This is a genomic window from Streptomyces sp. CB02366, assembly GCF_001905905.1.
Classification (GTDB): domain Bacteria; phylum Actinomycetota; class Actinomycetes; order Streptomycetales; family Streptomycetaceae; genus Streptomyces.
On the sequence record NZ_LIVT01000011.1, the window covers coordinates 1 to 23,660 of the forward strand.

Annotated in this window: 18 protein-coding genes; 5 read left to right on the forward strand and 13 right to left on the reverse strand. The window is 74.0% G+C overall.

Features of this window, described 5'->3' with window-relative positions; translation table 11 throughout:
* Nucleotides 1-316: 316 nt before the first annotated feature.
* A complete protein-coding gene (locus tag AMK24_RS25235) occupies nt 317-1,324 on the reverse strand; it encodes a stage II sporulation protein M (protein WP_073771171.1) in 1,008 nt (335 codons plus the stop codon).
* A 119-nt stretch (nt 1,325-1,443) separates the two neighbouring features.
* Between AMK24_RS25235 and AMK24_RS25240 the strand changes: the two genes are divergently transcribed.
* Nucleotides 1,444-2,469: an RDD family protein gene (locus AMK24_RS25240; protein WP_073771172.1), complete on the forward strand. Its 1,026-nt coding sequence runs from the start codon at nt 1,444-1,446 to the stop codon at nt 2,467-2,469.
* 14 nt (nt 2,470-2,483) lie between these two features.
* Here the strand turns inward: AMK24_RS25240 and AMK24_RS25245 are convergent, their stop codons facing one another.
* The 8 genes from AMK24_RS25245 to AMK24_RS25280 all read right to left on the reverse strand — a co-directional run bounded on the left by AMK24_RS25245 (nt 2,484) and on the right by AMK24_RS25280 (nt 11,631).
* On the reverse strand, nt 2,484-3,161 hold the full coding sequence (locus AMK24_RS25245) for a hypothetical protein (RefSeq protein WP_073771173.1): 678 nt from the start codon (nt 3,159-3,161) through the stop codon (nt 2,484-2,486).
* 207 nt (nt 3,162-3,368) lie between these two features.
* A complete protein-coding gene (gene ahcY, locus AMK24_RS25250) occupies nt 3,369-4,826 on the reverse strand; it encodes an adenosylhomocysteinase (RefSeq protein WP_073771174.1) in 1,458 nt (485 codons plus the stop codon).
* Nucleotides 4,827-5,103: 277 nt separating this feature from the next.
* The gene (locus AMK24_RS25255) at nt 5,104-6,111 is read right to left on the reverse strand and encodes a cation diffusion facilitator family transporter (protein ID WP_073771175.1); all 1,008 of its coding nucleotides are present in this window, start codon (nt 6,109-6,111) and stop codon (nt 5,104-5,106) included.
* Between the two features lie 87 nt (nt 6,112-6,198).
* Nucleotides 6,199-7,374, reverse strand: coding sequence for a mannose-6-phosphate isomerase, class I (gene manA / locus AMK24_RS25260; RefSeq protein WP_073771176.1), 1,176 nt, complete (start codon nt 7,372-7,374; stop codon nt 6,199-6,201).
* Nucleotides 7,375-7,576: 202 nt separating this feature from the next.
* Entirely contained in the window at nt 7,577-8,713 is a 1,137-nt protein-coding gene (locus AMK24_RS25265; RefSeq protein ID WP_073771177.1) for an SIS domain-containing protein, read from the reverse strand.
* Between the two features lie 215 nt (nt 8,714-8,928).
* Nucleotides 8,929-9,111, reverse strand: a complete 183-nt coding sequence (locus AMK24_RS25270; RefSeq protein WP_073771178.1) for a Trm112 family protein — start codon at nt 9,109-9,111, stop codon at nt 8,929-8,931.
* A gap of 635 nt (nt 9,112-9,746) precedes the next feature.
* Nucleotides 9,747-11,117, reverse strand: coding sequence for a phosphomannomutase/phosphoglucomutase (locus AMK24_RS25275; RefSeq protein ID WP_073771179.1), 1,371 nt, complete (start codon nt 11,115-11,117; stop codon nt 9,747-9,749).
* 136 nt (nt 11,118-11,253) lie between these two features.
* Nucleotides 11,254-11,631: a DUF3499 domain-containing protein gene (locus tag AMK24_RS25280; protein WP_199876500.1), complete on the reverse strand. Its 378-nt coding sequence runs from the start codon at nt 11,629-11,631 to the stop codon at nt 11,254-11,256.
* Nucleotides 11,632-12,203: 572 nt separating this feature from the next.
* On the opposite strand from AMK24_RS25280, the gene AMK24_RS25285 reads away from it, so the two are divergent.
* A complete protein-coding gene (locus tag AMK24_RS25285; RefSeq protein ID WP_073771180.1) occupies nt 12,204-12,632 on the forward strand; it encodes a metallopeptidase family protein in 429 nt (142 codons plus the stop codon).
* Between the two features lie 144 nt (nt 12,633-12,776).
* Here AMK24_RS25285 and AMK24_RS25290 read toward each other — a convergent pair whose 3' ends face one another.
* From AMK24_RS25290 to AMK24_RS25300, 3 genes are all read right to left on the reverse strand, one after another.
* Nucleotides 12,777-14,315, reverse strand: a complete 1,539-nt coding sequence (locus tag AMK24_RS25290) for a DUF5719 family protein (protein WP_073771181.1) — start codon at nt 14,313-14,315, stop codon at nt 12,777-12,779.
* Nucleotides 14,312-18,193, reverse strand: coding sequence for a glycosyltransferase family 2 protein (locus tag AMK24_RS25295; protein ID WP_073771182.1), 3,882 nt, complete (start codon nt 18,191-18,193; stop codon nt 14,312-14,314). Before AMK24_RS25295 ends, AMK24_RS25290 begins: the two co-directional genes overlap by 4 nt.
* A gap of 328 nt (nt 18,194-18,521) precedes the next feature.
* On the reverse strand, nt 18,522-18,785 hold the full coding sequence (locus tag AMK24_RS25300) for a WhiB family transcriptional regulator (RefSeq protein WP_003968728.1): 264 nt from the start codon (nt 18,783-18,785) through the stop codon (nt 18,522-18,524).
* A gap of 715 nt (nt 18,786-19,500) precedes the next feature.
* Here AMK24_RS25300 and AMK24_RS25305 point away from each other — a divergent pair.
* From AMK24_RS25305 to AMK24_RS25315, 3 genes are all read left to right on the forward strand, one after another.
* Nucleotides 19,501-20,001, forward strand: a complete 501-nt coding sequence (locus AMK24_RS25305; protein ID WP_073771183.1) for a cysteine dioxygenase — start codon at nt 19,501-19,503, stop codon at nt 19,999-20,001.
* A gap of 13 nt (nt 20,002-20,014) precedes the next feature.
* Nucleotides 20,015-20,971: a 2-phospho-L-lactate transferase gene (gene cofD / locus AMK24_RS25310; RefSeq protein WP_073771184.1), complete on the forward strand. Its 957-nt coding sequence runs from the start codon at nt 20,015-20,017 to the stop codon at nt 20,969-20,971.
* Between the two features lie 89 nt (nt 20,972-21,060).
* Nucleotides 21,061-22,344 carry a coenzyme F420-0:L-glutamate ligase gene (locus tag AMK24_RS25315; protein ID WP_073771308.1) on the forward strand — a complete coding sequence of 428 codons (1,284 nt, stop codon included), beginning with the start codon at nt 21,061-21,063 and terminating at the stop codon, nt 22,342-22,344.
* Between the two features lie 144 nt (nt 22,345-22,488).
* Here AMK24_RS25315 and AMK24_RS25320 read toward each other — a convergent pair whose 3' ends face one another.
* On the reverse strand, nt 22,489-23,511 hold the full coding sequence (locus AMK24_RS25320; RefSeq protein ID WP_073771185.1) for a DNA-3-methyladenine glycosylase family protein: 1,023 nt from the start codon (nt 23,509-23,511) through the stop codon (nt 22,489-22,491).
* Nucleotides 23,512-23,660: the final 149 nt, after the last annotated feature.

Sequence of the window (23,660 nt, forward strand, 5' to 3'; positions counted from 1 at the left end):
CTCTTTTTCGTTCCGTTTCCGGCCCGAATTCGATTTCCGGCGACCCGTGGAGTGGTCTTGCCTTTCGGCGGATTCGACTTTATCAGAAACTCTCGGGGCCAAACCAACGACCCGAGGAGTTCGAGAAAGGGGAATCATGTGGCCCGGCGGAGCGAAACTGAACTCCTGCACGAGCGAGGTAGACCATATGCGCTCATCTCGAACTTGTCCAGTCCGAGGCAACCGTTCAAATCTACCTCCCCACATCTGCCGTGTCAACGGTTTTGTGGGCGAGGAGGAGACTAGCAGCTCAGCAGGGGTGAAAGCACATCGGCGCTCAGGCTGCGGTGGGAACCTCCGCGCTGCGTTCGACCGCAGCGAGATCGCCGGTGTCCCCCCTGCGTGCCGCACGACCGCCCAGGACGTACACGTACGCGAGAAAGGCCAGCTCAGCGACGATGCCGATGGCGATTCGCACCCAGGTCGGAAGGCCGGAAGGAGTGACGAAACCTTCGATGAGTCCTGCGACGAACAGGACGAGGGCCAGGCCGATGGCCATACCCAGTGCGGCGCGGCCCTGCTGGGCCAAGGCGTCGCGACGGGGCAGGGGGCCGGGGTCGATCACCGTCCAGCCGAGGCGTAGCCCGGTGCCGGCGGCGACGAACACGGCCGTCAGTTCGAGCAGGCCGTGCGGCAGCACCAGGCCGAGGAAGACGTCGAGCCGCCCCGCGGAGGACATGAGTCCTATGCCGACGCCGAGGTTGAGCATGTTGAGGAAGAGGATCCAGATCACGGGTATGCAGAGGAAAGCGCCCAGGATCAGGCAGAGGGCCGCGGCCCGCGCGTTGTTCGTCCAGACCTGTGCGGCGAAGGACCCGGCCGGGTGGCTGGAGTAGTAGGTCTCGTATTCCCCACCCGGCTCGGTCATCGCGCGGAGGTCGTCCGGGGCGGCGATCGCCGCCTGGACCTCGGGGTGGGTGCCGATCCACCAGCCGAGCAGCGCCGCCAGCGCGATCGAGAGCACGGCGGTGGGGATCCACCAGTGGCGGGAGCGGTGGACGGCGGCGGGGAACCCGGCGGTGAGGAACCGGGCCGCGTCACGCCAGGACGCCTTGCGGGCGCCGGTCACCGTCGACCGCGCGCGGGCCACGAGCTGCGTGAGGCGGCCGGTGAGGAGCGGATCCGGGCTGCTCGCCCGGATCAGCGAGAGGTGGGTCGCCGTGCGCTGGTAGAGGACGACGAGTTCGTCCGCCTCCGCGCCGGTGAGGCGGCGGCCCCGGCGCAGGAGGTGTTCGAGGCGGTCCCACTCCGCACGGTGGGCGGTGACGAAGACGTCGAGGTCCATGGGCGTCTTTTGCTCCAGGCAAGGGGGCGTACGGGGCCGTACTACTGCGGCGCGCTCGCGGTCAGCTTGGCAGACTGGGCCCGGCTGGGGACGAGAAGGTCGGCGAAGGGTGGGGCCCGATGAGCGAGTTGGTGACCGGGGACGCGGTCGTCCTGGGGTTGAGGCCCGCGCGGTTGCCGAGCCGGGCGCTGGCCTCGGTGATCGATCTGACGGCCACGTTCGCCGTGTTCATCCTGATATCGGTTCTGCTGGCCATCGCCTCCGCCTCCTTGGACGAGGCCGCCGTCGCGGCGATCGTCGCGGCCTCGTTCCTGCTGGTCCTGATCGGTGGCCCGGTCGCGGTGGAGACGTTGAGCCACGGCCGCTCCCTGGGGAAACTGGTGTGCGGGCTGCGGGTGGTGCGGGACGACGGCGGGCCGATCCGGTTCCGGCATGCCCTCGTACGCGGCGGCATGGGGCTCGTCGAGATCCTGATGACCTTCGGTGCTCTGGCCTCCGTCGCGTCCCTGGTCTCGGCACGAGGACGCAGGATCGGCGACCTCTTCGCCGGGACGCTGGTGATCCGGGAGCGGGTCGGGGCGCCGGGAGGGTCCGTCGCCGTGCCCCCTCCTCCGCCCTGGCTGGTCGGACGGTTCACTCAGGTGGACCTCTCCGCCGTGCCGGACGAACTCTGGCTCGCGATACGGCAGTACCTGACGCGGATGCAGCAGCTGGACCCCGGCGTGGGCCGCTCGATCGCGGATCGGCTGGCCGGTGAGCTGGTCGCGCGGACCGGGACCGCGGCGCCTCAGGGCATTCCCGCGGCCGCGTTCCTGGCCGCCGTGCTGCACGAGCGACGGGATCGGGACGCCCGCCGCGTGTTCCGCGGGGCCGCCGCCGGAGAGGCCGTGCCGACGGCTTCCGCCACGCCGGGTGGACTCGTCGCACAGGGCTACCCGGGCCACGGGCCTTTCGCGGAGCGCCCGCCCACGGCGGGCGGGGGCGGCGGTACGGGTGAGGCGGGCGGCGCCCCCACCGGTGCGAGGGGTACCGGGGTTGCCGGTGGTGTCGGTGTTGCCAGCGGTGTCGGTGGCGCCGGCGGGGTGCGGGGGCAGCGGCGTGGGGGTGCTGCGGCTTCCTCCGGCGGGTTCGCCCCGCCCGGGTAGGGCCTGACGTCGGGTCACGGGCCGGGCGGCGCGCCCGCGGTGGCGCCGGCCCCGCCGTCGTCCTCGGCGGGAGGGGCGGGGGCCCGGGGCGACGGAGGCGTCTCCAGGTGTTCGAGTTCGATGCCGGGAGCCGCGAGGACCACGTCACCGGCGATGTGGACGGAGTGCCGCTCCCCCGTGTCCAGGTCGCTGACCTGGTATTCGTCCACGACCAGAGGGCCGTTGTCAGTGGCGTGCGCTTCACTGTTCACCAGCGCCCAGGACTGGTCGACGGTCCTGGGGGCGAGGACCGGGTCCGTGAAGGTGACCACGCGGACGCGGGTCGTGGGGGAATCGGGGGTGAGGCGCAGGAGCCGGGTCATGGCGACGAGGAACGCGGGAGACGTGCCGGCGAAGGCGTGGGCACGGACGTTGCCCTCGGTGGCGTGGCTGCCGGTGGGGTCGGTCCGGACCCAGGTGACCCCTTCCAGGGCCGCTCCCCGCACCTGCCAGCTCGCGGCGTGGAGTTCGAGGCGGATGGGGCGGCCGAGCTCGTCCAGGGCGAGGTCGACGGAGCCGAGGTGGTCCCCGGAGGGGGACGTGGTCCGGGAGACATAGCGCCATCCGGAGGGGCCGGGTGCGCAGTGGAAGTGTTCTTCGCCGAGGGGGGTGTGATCGTGAAGGTCGTGGAGCGAATACCTGCCGCGGGGCATGGGGTCCTTCGGGTTCCTCGGGCTGTGCGGGGGCGGTAACGGGAGCAGGCCCCCGCCACGGGGGTGCGGGGGCCTGCGCTCGGAGCTGCTGCCGTGGCTCCGGCACAGCCCGGCGCCCGGGAGGGGGAAGCCCTCTCCCGGGCGCCGGGTGGGCCGGTGACGCGCGGTCCGGCCGGTGGCAGTGGCGGCCGGGGCGGTCATGGTCGGTCAGTAGCGGTAGTGATCGGGCTTGTACGGGCCTTCCACGTCCACGCCGATGTACGCCGCCTGCTCGGGGCGCAGCGTCGTGAGCTTGACGCCGAGGGCGTCCAGGTGGAGGCGGGCGACCTTCTCGTCGAGGTGCTTGGGCAGCACGTAGACGTCGGTCGGGTACTCCTCGGGCTTGGTGAAGAGCTCGATCTGCGCGAGGGTCTGGTCCGCGAAGCTGTTGGACATCACGAAGGACGGGTGGCCGGTCGCGTTGCCCAGGTTCAGGAGGCGGCCCTCGGACAGGACGATGAGGACCTTGCCGTCGGGGAAGGTCCAGGTGTGGACCTGGGGCTTGACCTCGTCCTTGACGATGCCGTCGATCTGCGCGAGGCCGGCCATGTCGATCTCGTTGTCGAAGTGGCCGATGTTCCCGACGATGGCCTGGTGCTTCATCCGGGCCATGTCCTTGGCCATGATGATGTCCTTGTTGCCCGTCGTGGTGATGAAGATGTCGGCCTGCTCCACGACGTCGTCCAGCGTGGCGACCTGGTAGCCGTCCATCGCCGCCTGGAGTGCGCAGATCGGGTCGATCTCCGTGACGATCACGCGGGCGCCCTGACCGCGCAGGGACTCGGCGCACCCCTTGCCGACGTCGCCGTAGCCGAAGACGACGGCGGTCTTGCCGCCGATGAGGACGTCGGTGGCGCGGTTGATGCCGTCGATGAGCGAGTGGCGGCAGCCGTACTTGTTGTCGAACTTCGACTTGGTCACCGCGTCGTTCACGTTGATCGCGGGGAACAGGAGGGAGCCGTCACGGTGCATCTCGTACAGGCGGTGGACGCCGGTCGTGGTCTCCTCGGTGACACCGCGGATCTCGGACGCGAGCTGGGTCCACTTCTGCGGGGACTCGGTGAGGGTGCGGTTCAGCAGCGTGAGGATGTGGGCGTACTCCTCGCTGTCCGCGGTCGACGGGTCCGGGGCGGCGCCGGCCTTCTCGAACTCGACGCCCTTGTGGACGAGGAGGGTGGCGTCGCCACCGTCGTCCAGGATCATGTTCGGGCCGCCGGTGGGGGTGTTCGGCCAGGTCAGCGCCTGCTCCGTGCACCACCAGTACTCTTCGAGCGTCTCGCCCTTCCAGGCGAAGACCGGGACGCCCGCGGGGGCTTCCGGGGTGCCGTCGGGGCCGACCGCGATGGCGGCGGCGGCGTGGTCCTGGGTGGAGAAGATGTTGCAGGAGGCCCAGCGGACCTCGGCGCCCAGGGCGACGAGGGTCTCGATGAGCACGGCGGTCTGCACGGTCATGTGCAGCGAACCGGTGATCCGGGCGCCGGCCAGGGGCTGGGCGGCGGCGAACTCCTTGCGGATCGACATCAGGCCGGGCATCTCGTGCTCGGCGAGCGTGATCTCCTTGCGCCCGAAGGGGGCGAGGGAGAGGTCGGCGACCTTGAAGTCCTGGCGGTCGGTGGCCGTCGTCATAACGGGCTGCTCCTCGTGATGGGTCGAGGGTGGGCTGTCTGGGCTGACTCTGCGGCGCGGCGGGGCACACGAATGCCCGGGCGTTCGCAGTGCAGTCCGTCGGAGGCCCTCTGTCCCTCGCCCGGCCCGCTCCCGGCGACCGGTCGACCGCCATCAGCAGCGACGTCTGTTATCCGTATCCGAATCTACACCGAACGGCCCAGTGAGCCCCAGCCCGTCCGGGGAGAGGGGCGTGTGTGAGGGGTCACCGGGCCGTTCGGGGCTGATGTGCGGAGGGTCAGTGGCCGGAATCCTTCGCGGTCGGGCCCTCGCCCGCGCCGGTGGACGGGCCGGGGGCCGCGTCCGTGCCCGGGTTGGTTCCGTTGGCCGCGGCCTCGGCGTTGTAGATGTCCGGCTCCAGGTAGATGACCCGGGCGATCGGGACGGCTTCCCGGATGCGGTTCTCGGCTGCGTTGATGGCGTCCGCGACCTCGGCGGCGGTCTCGTCGTGCCGGACCGCGATCTTGGCGGCGACCAGCAGTTCCTCGGGCCCCAGGTGCAGGGTGCGCATGTGGATGATGCGGGTGACGGTCTCGCCGTCCACCACGGCCGACTTGATCCTCTCGACGTCCTCGATGCCGGCGGACTCGCCCAGCAGGAGGGACTTCGTCTCGACGGCCAGGATGATCGCGATGAGGATCAGCAGGATGCCGATGCAGAGGGTGCCGATGCCGTCCCAGACGCCGTTGCCGGTGGCGAGGGCGAGGCCGACGCCGCCGAGCGCCAGGACCAGGCCGACGAGGGCGCCGAGGTCCTCCAGGAGGACGACGGGGAGTTCGGGCGCCTTGGACCTGCGGACGAACTCGGTCCAGGAGCGGTCGCCACGCGTCTGGTTGGACTCCTTGATCGCCGTCCGGAAGGAGAAGACCTCGGCGATGATCGCGAAGACCAGCACCCCGACCGGCCAGTACCAGGCCTCGATCTCGTGCGGGTGCTTGATCTTCTCGTAGCCCTCGTAGACCGCGAACATCCCGCCGACCGAGAAGAGGACGATGGAGACGAGGAACGCGTAGATGTAGCGCTCGCGCCCGTACCCGAAGGGGTGCTCGGGGGTGGCTTGGCGCTTCGCCTTCTTGCCGCCGAGCAGCAGAAGTCCCTGGTTGCCCGAGTCGGCGAGCGAGTGGACGCTCTCCGCGAGCATGGACGAGGAACCACTGAAGAGGAACGCTACGAATTTGGCCACGGCGATCGAGAGGTTGGCGGCGAGCGCCGCCACGATCGCCTTGGTTCCGCCTGACGCGCTCATGAGTGCGTGGTGTCCCTTCGTCGGTGCGCGGCATGTGCCGCAGCGGTGAGGCGGGACATTGTTGCAGCCGTCCCGACGGTCTGTCGGTCAGGCCGCCGCAGCGGCCCGGAAAAGGGTGCCCGTGCCCGTGGCTCCGACCGGCTCGCCGGCCGGAACGTAGACGGAATCCCCTGGTGCCAGGGCCAGTTCGCCGACCGTGATCGAACCGGCCGTGCAGAGCACGATCTGCGGAGCGGGGGCGGTCAGTTCGGTGGGGGCCGCGCCGGACGCGAGGGTGTAGCGGGAGAGGGCGAACTCGTCGGCGGGCGTCTCGTACGCCTCCTCGCCCGAAGGGGCCGCTTCCGGGCGCAGCACGCCGGGATCGGTGGCCTCGAACCGGACGATGCGCAGGAGTTCGGGGACGTCGATGTGCTTGGGGGTCAGGCCGCACCGCAACACGTTGTCCGAGTTGGCCATGATCTCGACGCCGAGGCCGTCGAGGTAGGCGTGCGGTACCCCCGCGTCCAGGAACAGGGCCTCGCCGGGCTGGAGTCGTACGAAGTTCAGCAGCATCGCGGCCAGCACTCCGGGGTCGCCCGGGAAGTGGTGGGCGATGCGGGCGTACGGGGCGTGGGCGCCGCCGAGACGTTCGGCGGCCGCCGCCGCTTCCGCCACGGTCTCGGCGGTCTCCGACGGTTCCGCGGTGAGGATCGCCGTGAGCACCTCGCGCAGGGCCGCCTCCTCGGGGTGGGCGCGGAGGAGGTCCACGTACGGCTTGAGGGAGTCGACTCCCAGTGCCTCCATCGCGTCCGCCGCCTCGGTGGGCGGGCGGAAACCGCACAGCCCGTCGAAGGGGGTGAGGGCGCAGATCAGTTCGGGTTTGTGGTTCGCGTCCTTGTACGTGCGGTGCGGGGCGTCGATCGGTACGCCCCGGGCCTCCTCGTCCGCGTAACCCTCGCGGGCCTGTTCCAGGTTCGGGTGGACCTGTACGGAGAGGGGGGCGCCGGCGGCGAGCAGTTTCAGGAGGAAGGGGAGGCGGGGGCCGAACCGGGCGACGGTGGCCGCGCCCAACTCCCCCTCCGGGTCGGCGTCGATGACTTCGGTGAGCGGCAGTTCCCTCGTACCGGAGGGGGTGGTACGGGTGACGCGCGAGGGGGCTCCGGGGTGGGCGCCCATCCACATCTCGGCCTGCGGTTCGCCGGTGGGCGCGATGCCGAGCAGGGCGGGGATCGCCGTGGTGGACCCCCAGGCGTAGGGGCGCACGGTGTTGGACAGCCGGTCCATGGAGTCGTCCTCGGGTGGGGCGGGGCGGTCGGATGAGCCACCAGGGATACCAGTGTTACGTGAGGTCCTGGCGTCGCGGGAGTGACCGGGGGGTGTGGGCTCGGTCGGAAGACGGGGCGGCTGAGTCGGGAATCGGGGGCGGGAACCGGGGGGCGGGGTCCGGGGAGCCGGGGCCGTTCGGTCAGGCGCCGGGGCGGTTCGGTCAGGAGTCGGGGGTCGAGGCCAGGGAGAGGTACACCGCGGCGAAGTCGGTGACCGCGAGCAGTTCGGCCAGGGCTTCCAGGGCGCTGCCCTCCTCCGGCTCCAGTTCGCTCACGGGGGCCTCGTGACCGAGCGCCAGTTCCCGGGCGGCCGGGTAGGCGCTGAGGCCCCCGGTCGGGCGGTCCCGGAGCAGGACGACCCGGGCGCGCAGGGTCTCTCCCTCCTCGACCCGGTCCCGGAAGAAGTCGTCCGGATCCGCGCCCGCCGCGAAGTTCCCGGTCAGGAGCGTGCCGTGCGAGGGCAGCGCCTCGGGCAGCTCGGCGGCCAGGGCGGGGCGGCCGGCCAGCTCGGACAGCACGGCGGCGAAGCGGCGGCCCACCGGCCCCGCGGCGTCGCCCTCGGTCCACAGCAGCGGCAGGGTGTCGGCGAGCTCGGCGGCGAGAGTCTTGGCCGGGTTGCCGTACGTAGCGACGGCCGGGCCGCAGCGTTCGGCGGTGCGGTCCAGGCGGTCCGCCACCTTCTGCAGGTCCTCGGGGGTCGCGGTCACCAGGCCGACCCGGTCCAGGAGCGCCAGCAGCGGCGTGAGCAGCGCCCACAGGGTGCCGGGGCCGGCGGCCGAGGTCTCCGCGTCGTACTCGCCGTGCGGGGCGGCGGCCATCGGGACCACCAGGCCGTGCACCCCGTCGACCGCCTCGCGCAGCGGTGAGCGGGTGGGGGCGACGGCGACCACGGTGCAGCCTCGGCGGTACGCCTGCTCGGCGAGGAGGGCGAGGCCCGGCTCGGAGCCGTCGGCGGTCGCGATGAGGAGGAGGTCCACCGATCCGGCCCACCCGGGCAGGGCCCAGCGGAGGGCGCCGGGGGCGGGGGCGACACCGGTGGGCCGGATGCGGACGACGGGCGCGGCCGCGCCGGCCAGCGCGCCGATCAGGTCCGCGACACCGGTGGCGGCGGTGCCGGGGCCCGCGACGAGGACGGACCGGGGGCGGCCTTCCGGTTTCAGGCCGCCGATGCCGGCTTCGGCGGCGTGCCGGGCGGCGGTACGCACCCTGGCTCCTGCTTCGGCCGCGCCGCGCAGCAGATCGCGGCGGTCGGCCCGGGCCAGGGCGTCCGGGGCGTCGAGCAGGGACTCGTCGAGCATGGCGGTGGGCTCCGATCACCGAGGGTGCGGGATGCGGGCGGGGCCGGGCGCGGGGGCCGTCGGGCCGGAGGCTGCGGGTCACCGGACCGGGTGGCCCGGGCGGTGGGGGCCGCCCGGCGGGGCGCGAGGCCCGTCTTCCCTTGTGTGCCACGGTTCGCTCGCGGTCGGGCGGGGCGGCGGACGCGCCCTCGGCCCGTGACGCGGGTCGCTCGCGGTCAGGCGGGGCGGCGGGCCTCGTCGACGAGGAGGACCGGGATGCCGTCCCGGACCGGGTAGGCCAGGCCGCAGCCGTCGCCCGTGCAGACCAGCTCGGGGTCGTCGGCCGCCGAGCGGTCGTCGAGCGGGGAGTGGCAGGCCGGGCAGGCCAGGATCTCCAGGAGGCCGGCTTCGAGCGCCATGGGGTGAGTCCCTTCGAGCATGCGGGTTCCGATCCGCGTGGATCAGGCGTCGCCAGCCTACCGCTGGGGCGGAGGGGGCGCGGCCTGGCCACGGGGTCGGAACGGAGGCGGGTGGGGGCGGATGGGGGGGGGAGGCCCGGGGGGCCGGAGCGAGGTGGGGTTCCGGGCGGTGCGGGGCGGGCGCGGCGCCCGGCGGGAGGGGCCGGGAGCTGGAGGCGGGGGGGGGGAAGGGGGGGGGGGGGGGCGGCTGGTGAAGGCCGGGAGCTGGATGCGGTGGGGGGTGACGGGCGGGGTGAGTGACCGGCGGGGGGGGGGGAGGGGGGGCGCCTGCGGCGGGCTTCTCCCCGCCCCGCCCCTTCCCGGAACCGGGGCCCCGCCCCGGACCCCGCTGCTCGAACGCCGGGGAGGCTGGAGCCATTTCGAACTGACACCGGACGGGCCGGCACCACTCCGAACTGACACCGGGCGAGCTGGAACCGCCCGGAGCGGGCCCCGGACGGGCCGAGGCCATCCGGAACCGGCACCGGACGGGCCGGTGCCGCTCGGAGCCGGCACGGAAAGGCTGGACCAGCCGGAGCGGACGGCGAGAAGGCGGGAGGGGACGCCCTGGCGCGGGGGCCGGGAGGGGCGGGCGGTCAGTTGGAGCGGATCAGGGTCAGGACCTCGTCGCGTACCGCCGCCATCGTCCGTTCGTCCTTCGCCTCCACGTTCAGGCGCAGCAGCGGCTCCGTGTTCGAGGCGCGGAGGTTGAACCACCAGTCGGCGGCCGTGACCGTGAGGCCGTCCAGATCGTCGAAGGCGATGCCGTCGCGGGCGCCGTAGACCGCCCTCACCTCGGCCAGGCTGGCGGCCTGGTCGGCGACGGTGGAGTTGATCTCGCCGGAGCCGGCGTACCGGTCGTACTCCGCGACCAGCTCGGAGAGCGGCTTCTCCTGGCCTCCCAGGGCGGCCAGGACGTGGAGGGCGGCGAGCATGCCCGTATCGGCGTTCCAGAAGTCGCGGAAGTAGTAGTGCGCCGAGTGCTCCCCGCCGAAGATCGCGCCGTGCTTCGCCATCTCCGTCTTGATGAAGGAGTGGCCGACCCGGGTGCGGACCGGGGTGCCGCCGTTCTCGCGGACCACCTCCGGGACGGACGAGGAGGTGATCAGGTTGTGGATGACGACGCCCTCCCCGCCGTTGCGGGCCAGCTCCCGGGCGGCGACCAGGGCCGTGATCGCGGAGGGGGAGACGCCCGCTCCCCGCTCGTCGACCACGAAGCAGCGGTCCGCGTCACCGTCGAAGGCGAGGCCCAGGTCGGCGTCCTCGGCGAGGACGCGGGCCTGGAGGTCGACGATGTTCTTGGGGTCGAGGGGGTTGGCCTCGTGGTGGGGGAAGGTGCCGTCCAGTTCGAAGTACATCGGGACGAGGTCGAGCGGGAGGCCCGCGAAGACGGTGGGGACCGTGTGGCCCCCCATGCCGTTGCCCGCGTCGACCACGACCTTGAGGGGACGGACGGCCGACAGGTCGACGAGGCCGAGGAGGTGGGCCGCGTAGTCGGTGAGGGTGTCCCGTTCGGTGATCGTGCCGGGGGCGGTGGCGGCGGCGGGCTGCTGGGCGCCTTCCGACCACTGCTCGACCAGGGTCCGGATCTCGGCGAGGCCGGTGTCCTGGCCGACCGGGGCGGCCCCGGCCCGGCACATCTTGATGCCGTTGTACTGCGCCGGGTTGTGCGAGGCGGTGAACATCGCGCCGGGGAGGCCGAGGGCCCCCGACGCGTAGTACAGCTGGTCCGTCGAGCAGAGGCCGATGAGCGTGACGTCCGCGCCCCGGGCCGCCGCACCGCGCGCGAACGCCCCGGCCAGGACCGGTGAGGTGGGCCGCATGTCGTGGCCGATCACGATCGCGTCGGCGGCCGTGACCTGGACGAACGCGGCTCCGAACAGCTCGGCCAGCGATGCGTCCCACTGGTCGGGCACCACACCGCGCACGTCGTACGCCTTCACGAGCTGCGACAGATCAGCAACCACGGCCGGTCCTCCTGGGGGTCTTTGCGGACCGCCCAAACTACCCGGCCGGGTCGCGCCCCCGGTGACGGGCTCGGGAGACGTGGTCAGGGGGTGGGGTCAGGGGACGCGTTCACGGGGGCGTGTGCGGGGAACGGGCTCAGGGGTCCGGGGAGCGCAGCACCCTGAGGTGCCCCCTGCGGGCCACTTCCACCGGGTCCGCCGCGCGAGGGCCCCGGCCTCCGCCGTCCGGACCCCGCTCGTGCGGGCGTGCCGCCTCGCGGACCGCGTTGGCCAGCGCTTCGAGGTCGTCACCGCTCGGGTGGGACGGCGCGGAGCCGTCGGAGAGCCGCACCACTTCCCAGCCGCGTGGCGCGGTGAGCCGCTCGCTGTGTTCGGCGCACAGGTCGTAACAGTGGGGCTCGGCGTAGGTGGCGAGCGGGCCGAGGACCGCAGTCGAATCGGCATAGACGTACGTCAGTGTCGCGACGGCAGGGCGGCCGCACGCGGTGCGCGAACAGCGACGTACAGGGCTCACGATGTTGGACGGTACCGCACTCTTGAGCGGGCTGCGACGACTCCCCCTCGGCTCACTCCACCGTGTCGCCCTGTGACCTGCGGCACGGCCCCTTCCCGGGTGGCCACCCTGACCTGCGCGGGGGCCGCGACCGGGCCCCGCGCCGCGGTCGCCCAGGTCGCGGACGGAAGCCGGCTGCGACGTCGGACGGAGGGGTGATGATCGGATTACGGGCCTGAAAAGGGCGCAACCTTGGCCGAAATATTCAACTGCGGACATCCGGAAGTGAAGCATCCGCTTCCCGTCGGCACGGGCCTTCCGGGCCCCCGCCCCGCGCCTCCGGGCCGTCCGGGCCTGCGCCTCCGGGCCGTCCGGGCCTGCGCCCCCGGCCAGCCCCGGCCTCTGCGCACTCCGGCCCGGCCCCGGCCCCGGCGCCTCCGGTCCTGCCCCGCCCCTCGCTGGCCGACGCTCCCGGGCCGCGGTCTCCGCCCGCGGTCTCCCGATGGACCCGACCGTGCCGGGTCGTCCGTGCCGGTTCGACCGTGTCGTCCTCCCGTTCGCTCCGGTCCCCGGAGCGTTACGCTGCGTCGGTGATGGACAGCCCCGTACCCCCTCCCGCGTTCGAGCCGCGGCCCCGGCGTCGTGATCGTCATGGTCGCGGTATGCGCGGGCCGGTCGCGCCGCCGCAGGTGCCGCTGTCGGCCAGCCGGGGCGAGGTCTTCCGCGATCTGGTCCAGGACTCGGTGGAGCGGCTGGAGCGGCGCTGGCCCCAGCTGGCCGAGGTCGACTTCGTCGTCCTCGACGTCCCCGCCGCCGCGGAGGACGTCGTTCCGCTGGGCAGCGCGGTGTCGGCGGGCAAGGAACGGCCCGCGCAGATCGTCGTCTACCGGCGGCCCGTCGAGCTCCGCACCAAGAGCCGCGACGAGCGCGCCCTGCTCGTGCACGAGGTCGTCGTCGAGCAGGTCGCCGAGCTGCTGGGGTTGGCGCCCGAATCGGTCGACCCCCGGTACGGGCAGGACTGACCCCGGGGCCCGGCCGGACATTCCCGCAGCGGCCCGCCCACGGCCCCTCCGGCCGCCCGCCGGGGTCGGACGCTCCCCGTCCGGCCCCGGTGCGAGGCGCCCGGGAACCCGGGGCTCTCGCGCCCGGGGAGCGTCCGTTCCGCCTCAGTCGTCCAGGACCGACAGGTCCTGGCGGGCCGCCGGGACCTCGACCGTGCCCCGGTCGTCGGGCAGCGTCTGCACGGTGAACATCTTCACGCCGCCCTCCGTGCGCGCCAGGGTGCGCGCCGCGTGGACCGGGCCGCCCGAGGTCGTCTCGACGGTCAGCGCGTAGGCGCCCTTGAGACCGTCCGGGGCCTTCGGAGTGACGTCGAGGGTCGTACCGGCCTTGACCGTGTACGTCTCCACCACCGGTTCGCCGCCCCCGCTGCCCGCCGAGGCGGTGACCTTCACCTTCGCCGCGGCGCCCGGCGCGGTCAGGGACAGCGTCGCGTCGTCGGTCCCGTTGTCCGGGACGCTCGCCCGCGCGCCGACCGGGCCGGTGGCCGGGATGTAGGCGACCTCCTGTTTCTCGCCCTTGCCCCGGACCACGCGCAGCGCGGCCACGATCGGCGTCGCGCGCTCCTTCCGTACGGGGGTCAGGAGCAGGGAGCCCGGTTCGCCGCGGGTGACGTCCTTGAGGTCGACGGCCGCCGTCATCGAGGACTTGACGTGCAGGGTGGCGTTGCCTGCCGGGGAGAACGTCGCGTTCTTGCCCACGAGCCGGACCTTCACGTCGGCGTCGTCCTCACCGGGTGCGTACGCCACCAGGTGGACGGAGGTGGCGTCGGCGGGGATGCCGGGCAGCACGAGCGTGCCGGAGGGGTCCTCCGACGCGGTGATCCAGTCGCTGCCCACGCCGTCCTCGGCGCTCATGACGACCGCTCCGATCCGCCCCGAGCGGGTGGTGACGTGCGCGGTCAGCAGGTCGACCGCCTCGGGGGTGAGCGTGGAGAGCAGGACGGCGACGCCGGAGCGGGCCGGCACGGTGATGCCGTCCCCGACCTCGGACGGGAGCGCGCCCTCGGGGCCGTACAGCTCGATGTCGGCGACGGCGGCGGAGTCGTCGGGGTTGGTGAGGTGGAGGTAGTCCTGGCGGGTCTTGGCGGTGCTCGCGCCGGGGAACCAGAAGTCGGTGTCGGGAGCGGTGCAGGCGACCCCGAGGAGGCCGCGGGCGGCTCCCGCGGTGACCTCGGTGGTCTGCTGGGCCGTCCAGCCGGGGGCCAGCGCGCCGGTGGCCGTGCCGTGGAGGGCCGGGGCGCTCGCGCCGTCCGCCTCGGCGGTGACCGGCCTTCCCGGCTCCTTGACCGCGAGGACCGGCTTCTCGGCCTTCTCCTTCGCCTTCCTCGCCGCCTCCTCGGCCTTCTTCGTCTTCTTCGGGTCGGTCTCGTCCTCGTCGTCCACGACGGGCAGCGCCGGCTTCAGCTCGGCGGCGCCCTCGGACGCGCCGCCCTCGCCCGCCGGAGTGAACGCCGTGTACCGCGTCTCCGCGAGGTCGGAGCCGCTGGGCGCCGGGCAGACCAGGCTGGAGCGCTCGACGGGCAGCAGCACGGCGGCCTTCGCCGCGGTCTCTGCCGGGGCGCCGGGCGCGGTGACCGTGGCGAAACCGGTGACGGCGGCCAGGACGGCCGCGCCGGCGATCAGGGACAGGTGGGTGGACTTCACTCGGACTCGCCTCGCGATGCGTTACCGGTCTGCCACGGGGCCTGGCCCGGGGCCGGGGGGTCGGTCTGTCCGCCGTTCTCGGCGGGGTGCCGGGCGGGATCGGCGTACGGGGGCTGCTGCGGGTGCTGCTGGTACTGCCCGCCGGTGTAGCGGCCGTACTCGTCGTAGGCGGAGCGGTCGTCGTACCCGCCGCCCTGCCCGTCGTACCCGGCGCCCTGATCGGTGTACGTGCCCTGGTCGGCGTACTGCTGCTGGTAGGGGTCCTGGGCGCCGTAGCCGCCCTGGGGGCCGGCGTTCTCCCCCGCGTACGGCTCCTGCTGCCGGTACGCCCCGTAGGGGTCGGCGCCCGGCTGCTGCTGCCCGTCCCACTGCGCGTAGGCGCCGTACTGCTGCTGCGGGACCGCCGCGTAGTCGCCGGTGGCTTCCTGCCGGTCCTGCTCGTTCCGCGCCTCGTACGGGTCGTGCGCCGGGGGGTGCGCTTCGTACGGGTCGTGGGCCGGGGAGGGCGGGGCGTAGGGGTCGGCGGACTGCTGCGCCGGGATGTGCTCCCCCGGGTGCGCGGCGCGCGACGGGTCGTCGTCCCCGGCCTCCTCGGCGGCGGCCTCGGCCCGGGCCGCGGCACGCAGCCTGCGGGCGCGGCGGCCCTCGCCGTCCACCGGTTCGTCCGCGACGGCGGGCGCCTCGTCGGGCAGGTCGTCGTCGATCTCCCGGCGGCGGCCCGGCAGGGCCATGACCACGAGGACCAGGAGGAGTCCGGCCTGGGCCCAGATCCACGCGGTGTGGGTGATCGGGGCGTCGTGGGTGAGGTCCAGGCGACCGCCGTCCGCGGGCAGTTCGAAGCCCTGGGCCCAGCCGTCGACGGTCTTGCGGGTCAGCGGCTTGCCGTCCAGGGTGGCCGTCCACCCGGGGTCGGCGGCGTCCGCGATCCGCAGGACGCGCCCCGCCGCCCCGGACGGGATGTCGGAGTGGGCTTCGACGGCGTCCGAGCCGACCGGCACGTGCTCGCCCTCGCCGGAGGCCGGGGTGATCATGACGCGGGCGACCTGCCGGTCCACCCGCCACAGCGCGCTGCCGTCGAGCTGGCTGAGGCGGCTGAGCCCCGGGGTGGCGTCGAGGACCCGGCTCATCCGGCGCGGCGCTCCGTCCCGTACGAGGACGTAGCGGATGGCGAAGCCGCTGAGCTGGCCGCCCTGGTCGGCGCCGGAGCCGGCGACCAGGTTGGCGACGACCTTGTCGAGGTGGCGGTTGCCGCCGCCCGCCTCGGTCAGTTCGCCGTCGCCGAGCCGCGCGCCCGAGCCGCGGACCAGGCTGTACTCCACGGTGCCGGGCGAGGCGCCGCCGAGGACGAGGGTGCGGGGCTGGTCGCGGGTGGCGCTCTCCTCGGCGACGAAGGCGGGCACCTGGACGGGGTCGCGCCGCTCCAGCGGGCCGTCCGCACCGCCGATCATCCAGCCGGAGGCGGCGAGCACCGGGGCGAGTCCGGCGGCGAGCGCGATCAGCACGGCCACGGGCTGGCGCCAGCCGAAACTCTGCTCGGCGACCCGGATGCGGGCTCCGTCCGCGCCGACCAGGGCGGCGGCGATCAGGGCGGCGCCGTAGACGAGGGTGGCGGGTCCGGCCCAGGTCGAGCCATTGGCGAGGGCGGCGAAGACGAAGCCGACGACCGCGACCGCCCAGGCCGTGCGGACGGCGAACCGGCGGTCCTCGCGCAGCAGGGCGGCGAGCGCCGCGAGCACGATGCCGAGGAGGAGGACGCCGCCCACCGCGCCGGGGCCGCCGGGGCTGATGCCGAGCAGGTCGAGGCCGGAGGCGTCGCCCGTGCCGAGGTCCAGGCCCGCTTCGGTCAGCAGCGCCGACGGGTCGGTCAGGAGGGTGAGCGACCAGGGGGCGAGGACCAGCAGCGGGGTGCCGACGGCGGCGACGAAGCGGAGGCCGTACGCCGTGATGTCGCCGCGCCGCAGCACCAGCACGCCGAGTCCGAGGACCACGGCGAGCGGCCAGACGATCGGGGTGAACGCCATGGTGACGGTCAGCAGCAGCGTGTACGCCCAGGTGGCGCGCCAGCTGCCGCGCTCCCCCGCCGCGCTGTCGGCGCGCAGCCCGTGGGCGGCGACGCCGGCGCGGGCGATCAGCGGAAGCAGGACGAGGAGGACGGCGGTGCCCAGGCGGCCGGTGGCCAGGGCCCCGGTGGCGGCGGGCAGGAAGGCGTACGCGACGCTCGCCCAGGCGCGCAACAGCCGGGAGGGCAGCAGCGGGCGGGAGGCGAAGTAGGCGGTGGCCCCGGCCAGCGGGATCGAGCAGATCAGCAGCACGCCGACCGCGAGTCCGGTCGAGCCGAGGAAGAGGCCCGACAGGGCGGCGAGCAGGGCGAGGTAGGGCGGGGCGGACTGGGTGCCGCCGGTGCCCACGGTGTGCCAGGCGTCCGCGTACTGCCCCCAGAGCGCGCCGGTCTCGGCGGGCACGGGCAGCAGCGCGCCGCCGGCCAGGACGCCGCCGCTCAGCAGGTCGCGGCAGGCGATGAGCGAGACGAGCAGGAGGAGCGCGAAGAGCACGGGCCCGGGCTTGCGGCCGATGCGCTTGAGGCGGGCGAACTGGTCGACTTCGAGGAAGTCGGCGTCGTCGCCGCCGGGTCCGGATTCGACGGCCCCGTGCCGCGAACCGCCCGAGTCGGCGTCGTTGCGGCCGCCGAAGTCGCCCGCCACCTGTTCGATGGTGGCCCGGACGGTCGCGCCGGGCGGCGGGAAGAGGGCGCGCAGTTCGGCGGGGTCGACGACGCCCTTGCCGCGGGCGCGGCGGGCGGCGAGGACGCGGCCGGGCCGCAGGAGGGTCCCGAGCAGGCCGGTGACCTCGTCGAGGGCCTGGCCGGGCGCCTTGCCGACGAGGTAGGCGAGGGTGCGCAGCAGGGTGCCGACGACGAGCCGCGACAGGACCCAGGGCAGGGCCTTGCCGCGGGCGTTGGCGAGCATGGTGAAGACCGCGCCCGCCTTGTCGACGCGGTGCGGGCTGGCGACCGAGCGGCCGGCGCAGTCGATGGGCCGCCGTTCGCGGGCGGACGCCTCGGCGTGCCGCAGGACGGCGTCCGGGGCGACGAGGACCCGGTGGCCGGCGAGGTGGGCGCGCCAGCACAGGTCGACGTCGTCGCGCATCAGGGGGAGGCCGCGGTCGAAGCCGCCGAGCTCCTCGTAGACGTCGCGGCGGATGAGCATGCCGGCGGAGGAGACGGACAGGACGGTGCGGACCTGGTCGTGCTGGCCCTGGTCCTGCTCGCGGCGGTCCAGGCCCGTCCAGCGGCGTCCGCTGTTGGCGATGGAGACGCCGACTTCGAGGAGCTGCTTGCGGTCGTACCAGCCGCGCAGCTTGGGGCCGATGACGGCGGCGTGCCGGTCGGTGTCGGCGACGCGCAGCATCGCGGCGAGCGCGTCCGGCTCGGGGGCGGAGTCGTCGTGCAGCAGCCACAGCCACTGGACCGGTTCGCCGTGCGGCAGTTCGGGAAGGTCGTAGTTCTCGTCCACCCAGCTCCGGGTGGCGGGATCCCAGCCGCTGGGGCGCTTGAGGTAGGGCAGGTCGTCCGGGGTGAGCGCGCCGGCCGTGCGGGCCGCCTCGTCGACGGCCGTGCCGAAGCTCGTGCGGCGGGCGAGGTGCAGGACGCGTTCGTCGCCGAGCGCCTCCGTGACCAGCCGGGCCGAATCGTCCGCGCTGCCGGTGTCGGCGGCGACGGCGTTCTGTACGGGGCGTTCCTGCCCGAGCAGCCCGGCCAGCACGTCGGGCAGCCAGCGGGCGCCGTCGTGGGAGACGAGCACGGCGGTGACGACGTGCCGGGGGAACTCTGGGGCGGCGGCGGCCGCGTTCGGCGCCGCCGAGTGGCTGTGCACGGACATCGGGGTACGGGCCCTCCGGCCGGGTCCGGGGGCGTGGTCCCCGGGGGCTGCATCGGTGTACACGCGCGCCCCGGCGGGGCGTTGGCGCTTCTCGGACGGGGCCCCACACTAACGGTACGGACAGGTGGCGACGGCCCCGAGCGGGTGGGGGGCCGGACGGGGGCACGCCGACGGCCCGTCCACCGCGCCCTCGGGGAGGGCGGTGGACGGGCCGTCGGGGGGAACCGGAGTGCCGAGGCGCCGGGGCGCCGGTACGGCGACGAGGGGGGTGCCGCTGCCGTGAGCGCGGCAGCGGCACGGACCGCGAGCGGTCACGGGGCGCCGGTCGTCAGATCGCGGCCTTCTTGAGCCGCCGGCGCTCCCGCTCGGAGAGTCCGCCCCAGATGCCGAAACGCTCGTCGTTGGACAGGGCGTACTCCAGGCATTCCGAACGCACCTCGCAGGCGAGGCAGACCTTCTTGGCCTCACGGGTCGATCCGCCCTTTTCGGGAAAGAAGGACTCGGGATCGGTCTGGGCGCACAGCGCGCGCTCCTGCCAGCCGAGTTCCTCGTCCGCGTCCTCGACCAGCAGTTGCTGGAACAGCTCGGTCATGTGCGCCCCTCGTCTGTCTCTTGCGTCCCGTGTTGCAACCGTTTGCGGCTGAACGACACGAGTGAAATTACAAGTGTGTAGCTCCGAGCCAGTCAAGCGAGGATCTGCTATTGGCCCTGGGATTCACTCTGCGGAACCAAGCGTATGCGGAAAGTGTTCAAATCAGCAAAAACCTGACATATGCCACCAGCCCTGCGACCTCGCGCCTCCATCGGGGAAGACGAGCGAGAGCGCCCCCGTGTTGCGATTCGATCACCGAAGCGATCAAGATCACAGTCAGGTCACGGCCCGTCAGCCGCGTTTGGACGTGCGGATCATGCGCCACATGTCCCGGTTCTGGACGCATAAACCTTTCTGCGAACCCGACGACCGGAAGGGGTGAATCATTGCTCTCAAACCCGGCATCAGGTTGACAGTGGAGGAGCGAACCGGTCTCCTTGATCCCATGCCAGCGACCTCAGCTCTGCACGTCACCCACGTCCGTGGGTTCCGCAGCGCTGTCCAGGCCCGCTGTTGCTGTTCCAGCTGTCGCAGCTGTTGACGCCGTAGCGCTCCAGCTCCGATCCAGCCCCGCCGGACGGGTCTCCACCGGTCGAGCGACGCCTCTTTCCCCTCGCTCCTCCGCGTCCCGCGCCTCCCGCAGCCCTCTCCGGGCTGCCGACGCTCCCCGCGACTCCCCCGCACACGCCCCCCATGCCGAGGAACCACCGCAGCCATGAACAGCGACAGCGACCTTCAGATCGCCGGCGACATCCTCGAGGTCCAGCACCTCCTGCGACCCGCTCGCGAGCACCCCTCCACCGTCTCCGAGTTCGTCGGCCTCGCGCGCTCCATCGCGGCCGACCGCGCACGGTGGTCGGACCTCGTCCGGTACGACTCCGCCTCCCGCTGGTACCACCGCCTGCACCGGGGCCCGGGGTACGAGGTGTGGCTGCTCAGCTGGGTGCCCGGCCAGGGCAGCGGACTCCACGACCACGGCCTCTCCTCCGGCGTGCTGACCGTCCTGGAGGGCGAGTTGACCGAGCGCACCGAGCGCGGGGCCCGGTCGCTGAGCGCGGGCGCGCAGCGCTTCTTCGCCCCGGGGTACGTCCACGAGGTGGTCAACGACTCGCTCGAACCGGCCGTCAGTCTGCACCTCTACTACCCGGGGCTGACCGAGATGCCGATGCACGCCGCGCAGAGCGCCCCGAGGGCCGTGGACGCCGTACCCGCCTGACAAACTGCTGTGCATGCGCATTGTTGTTCTGGCCGGTGGCATCGGCGGTGCCCGCTTCCTTCGCGGCCTCAAGCAGGCCGCGCCCGACGCGGACGTCACGGTGATCGGCAACACGGGTGATGACATCCATCTGTTCGGGCTGAAGGTCTGCCCCGACCTCGACACCGTGATGTACACCCTCGGCGGTGGCATCGACGAGGAGCAGGGCTGGGGCCGGGCCGACGAGACCTTCCGGGTCAAGGAGGAGCTCGCGGCGTACGGCGTGGGACCGGAGTGGTTCGGGCTCGGCGACCGGGACTTCGCGACCCACATCGTCCGTACGCAGATGCTGGGCGCGGGCTACCCGCTGAGCGCGGTCACCGAGGCGCTCTGCGCCCGCTGGCAGCCGGGCGTGCGGCTGCTGCCGATGTCCGACGACCGGGTGGAGACGCATGTCGCCGTCGAGGTGGACGGCGAGAGCAGGGCGATCCACTTCCAGGAGTACTGGGTGAAGCTGCGCGCCTCCGTCGAGGCGCGGGCGATCGTGCCGGTCGGGGCCGAGCAGGCCAAGCCGGCTCCGGGGGTGCTGGAGGCGATCGGCGCCGCCGACGTCATCCTCTTCCCGCCGTCGAACCCGGTGGTGTCGGTCGGCACGATCCTCGCCGTCCCCGGTATCCGGGAGGCCATCGCGGACGCCGGTGTTCCGGTGGTCGGCCTCTCCCCCATCGTCGGGGACGCGCCGGTGCGCGGGATGGCGGACAAGGTGCTGGCCGCGGTGGGCGTGGAGGCGACGGCCTCGGCCGTGGCCCGGCACTACGGTTCGGGGCTGCTGGACGGGTGGCTGGTCGACACGGTGGACGCCGGTGCGGTCGACGCGGTGGAGGCGGCGGGGATCCGCTGCCGGGCGGTGCCGCTGATGATGACGGACGTGGAGGCGACCGCCGAGATGGCCCGGCAGGCGCTGGCCCTGGCCGAGGAGGTCCGGGCGTGAGCGCCGCCGGAGCGGACGGGGGGAGCGCGAACGGTACGGAAGACGGCCCCGGCCCGGCGGGCGGCACGGGGCCCGCGCCCTCCTTCCGGGTGTGGGCGCCGCGCGGGATGCCCGAGGTGCGGGCCGGTGACGACCTCGCCGGACTGATCGCCGCGGCCGAGCCGGGACTCGTCGACGGCGACGTCCTGATCGTCACCTCGAAGATCGTCTCCAAGGCCGAGGGCCGGATCGTCCGGGCCGCCGACCGGGAGGCCGCGATCGACGCCGAGACCGTACGGGTCGTGGCCCGCCGCGGAACCCTGCGGATCGTGGAGAACCGGCAGGGGCTCGTCATGGCCGCCGCCGGGGTCGACGCCTCGAACACCCCGGCCGGGACCGTGCTGCTGCTGCCCGAGGACCCCGACGCCTCCGCCCGCGCCGTCCGGGACGGGCTGCGGGACGCCCTGGGCGTGGACGTCGGAGTCGTCGTCACGGACACCTTCGGCCGGCCCTGGCGCGCCGGGCTGACCGACGTCGCCATCGGCGCGGCGGGGGTGCGGGTCCTGGACGACCTGCGCGGCGGCACGGACGCGCACGGCAATCCGCTCAGTGCCACGGTCGTGGCCACCGCGGACGAACTGGCCGCCGCCGGGGACCTGGTCAAGGGCAAGGCGGAGGGGCTGCCGGTCGCGGTGGTCCGGGGGCTGCCGCACGTGGTGGCGGCCGGGGACGACGGTCCCGGCGCCCGGGCGCTGGTGCGCGGCGCCGCCGACGACATGTTCCGGCTCGGGACTTCGGAGGCCGTACGGGAGGCGGTGACCCTGCGGCGCACGGTGCGCGAGTTCACCGACGATCCGGTCGACCCGGGTGCGGTGCGACGGGCGGTGGCCGCCGCGGTGACCGCTCCGGCGCCGCACCACACGACGCCGTGGCGGTTCGTCCTGCTGGAGTCCGCCGCGTCGCGGACCCGGCTGCTCGACGCCATGCGGGACGCCTGGATCGAGGACCTGCGGCGCGACGGCAGGAGCGAGGAGTCGATCGCCAAGCGGGTCCGGCGGGGCGACGTGCTGCGCAACGCGCCGTACCTGGTGGTGCCGTGCCTGGTGATGGACGGCTCGCACACGTACGGGGACGAGCGCCGCGACACGGCGGAGCGCGAGATGTTCGTGGTCGCCGCGGGGGCGGGCGTGCAGAACTTCCTGGTGGCGCTGGCGGGCGAACGGCTGGGATCGGCGTGGGTGTCCTCGACGATGTTCTGCCGGCCGGTGGTGCGGGAGGCGCTGTCGCTGCCCTCGTCGTGGGATCCGTTGGGCGCGGTGGCGGTGGGGCGCGCGGCGGAGGCGCCCCGGGAGCGGGCGCCCCGGGAGCCGGCGGAGTTCATCACCGTGCGGTGAGGGGCCGGTCCGGCGGGCGGGGACGGACCGCGACGGGGGCGCCGCCGGACGCCGGGCCGGATCCGGTCGGACCCGCCCGCGCCCCCCGGGGCCTGTCGTCGCACTGCCGCCCGTCGGGCGACGACGGCGGTGTGACGACACGCCCTAGAGGTCCACGATGTCGCCCGGCGCCCTCCTCGGGGCCCGGCGCTCCGGGGTGCGGCCGGAGAGCAGGATCAGGCGGGTCGCCCGGTGGCGCTGGCCTTCGTAGGGGGCCAGCAGGGCGAGCATCTCCGCGTCGTCCGCGTCGCGGTGGCCGGCCAGTGCGTGGCCCACGATGCCCGGCAGGTGCAGGTCGCCGACCGTGACCGCGTCCGCCGCGCCGTTCGAGCGCTGGAGGACCTCGGCCGAGGTCCACGGGCCGATGCCGGGGATCAGCTCCAGGCGGGCCCTGGCCTCGGGGAGGTCCATCGCCGCCGCTTCCTCCAGTCGGCGGGCCACGCGTACCGCCCGCAGGATCGTGGAGGACCGCTTGGCGTCCACGTTCGCCCGGTGCCACTCCCAGGACGGGATCATCGCCCAGCCGCGCGGGTCCGGCATCACGTACAGGCCCAGCTCCGCGGTGGGGCCGGGGGCGGGGGTCCCGAAGCGGCGGACCAGACGGCGCCAGGCGCCGTACGCCTCGTCCGTGGTGACCTTCTGCTCCAGGACCGAGGGGATCAGCGACTCCATCACCAGCCCCGTGCGCAGCAGCCGCAGGCCGGGGCGGCGGTGCCGGGTCAGGGCGAGCAGGCGGTGCCGGGGCACGAACGCGTCCGGGTCGTCCTCCGCCCCCAGGAGCGCGGGAAGACCTTCCAGCAGCCAGTTCGCGCCGGGGCCCCAGGCCGTCGCCTCGATCCGGCCGGCGCGCGCCGCGACGCGCAGGGTGCCGGGCCCCTGCGGCGTACGGGAGGCCCGCCAGAACGTCCCGTCCGCGACCATCCGGAACGTGGGGTCCGCCGGGCCCCGGCGCAGCGGGCCCAGCACCAGGCGGAGGTCCAGCGGGCCCGGCGGCGTCCACTCCCGGGTCAGCGGCGGGGCGTCGGGCGGGGAGGACGGCCCGGGAGGCGCCGGGGGCCGGCTCATCGGCACGGCCGTCCGCGGCGGGAGCACCGCTCGCGCGGTGCGGGGGGCGAATCGTCCTGCCACGGAGGGGCCTCGGTGTTCCTGGTGCGGAGGTCGGTCGGTCCCCTTGAGGGTACGGGGGCGGGAGGGGCGCGCGTACGGGCTCGTGGGAAGTCCCGCGCTGGTCGCCGGAGCCCTCGGGCGGGGCCCGGCGGGCGGCGCGGCCCCGGGCC

Coding starts and splice junctions, on each gene's coding strand:
- AMK24_RS25235 (WP_073771171.1), bottom strand. CDS start 1,324: ATGGACCTCGACGTCTTCGTCACCGCCCACCGTGCGGAGTGGGACCGC.
- AMK24_RS25240 (WP_073771172.1), top strand. CDS start 1,444: ATGAGCGAGTTGGTGACCGGGGACGCGGTCGTCCTGGGGTTGAGGCCC.
- AMK24_RS25245 (WP_073771173.1), bottom strand. CDS start 3,161: ATGCCCCGCGGCAGGTATTCGCTCCACGACCTTCACGATCACACCCCC.
- ahcY (WP_073771174.1), bottom strand. CDS start 4,826: ATGACGACGGCCACCGACCGCCAGGACTTCAAGGTCGCCGACCTCTCC.
- AMK24_RS25255 (WP_073771175.1), bottom strand. CDS start 6,111: ATGAGCGCGTCAGGCGGAACCAAGGCGATCGTGGCGGCGCTCGCCGCC.
- manA (WP_073771176.1), bottom strand. CDS start 7,374: ATGGACCGGCTGTCCAACACCGTGCGCCCCTACGCCTGGGGGTCCACC.
- AMK24_RS25265 (WP_073771177.1), bottom strand. CDS start 8,713: ATGCTCGACGAGTCCCTGCTCGACGCCCCGGACGCCCTGGCCCGGGCC.
- AMK24_RS25270 (WP_073771178.1), bottom strand. CDS start 9,111: ATGGCGCTCGAAGCCGGCCTCCTGGAGATCCTGGCCTGCCCGGCCTGC.
- AMK24_RS25285 (WP_073771180.1), top strand. CDS start 12,204: ATGGACAGCCCCGTACCCCCTCCCGCGTTCGAGCCGCGGCCCCGGCGT.
- AMK24_RS25295 (WP_073771182.1), bottom strand. CDS start 18,193: ATGTCCGTGCACAGCCACTCGGCGGCGCCGAACGCGGCCGCCGCCGCC.
- AMK24_RS25300 (WP_003968728.1), bottom strand. CDS start 18,785: ATGACCGAGCTGTTCCAGCAACTGCTGGTCGAGGACGCGGACGAGGAA.
- AMK24_RS25305 (WP_073771183.1), top strand. CDS start 19,501: ATGAACAGCGACAGCGACCTTCAGATCGCCGGCGACATCCTCGAGGTC.
- cofD (WP_073771184.1), top strand. CDS start 20,015: ATGCGCATTGTTGTTCTGGCCGGTGGCATCGGCGGTGCCCGCTTCCTT.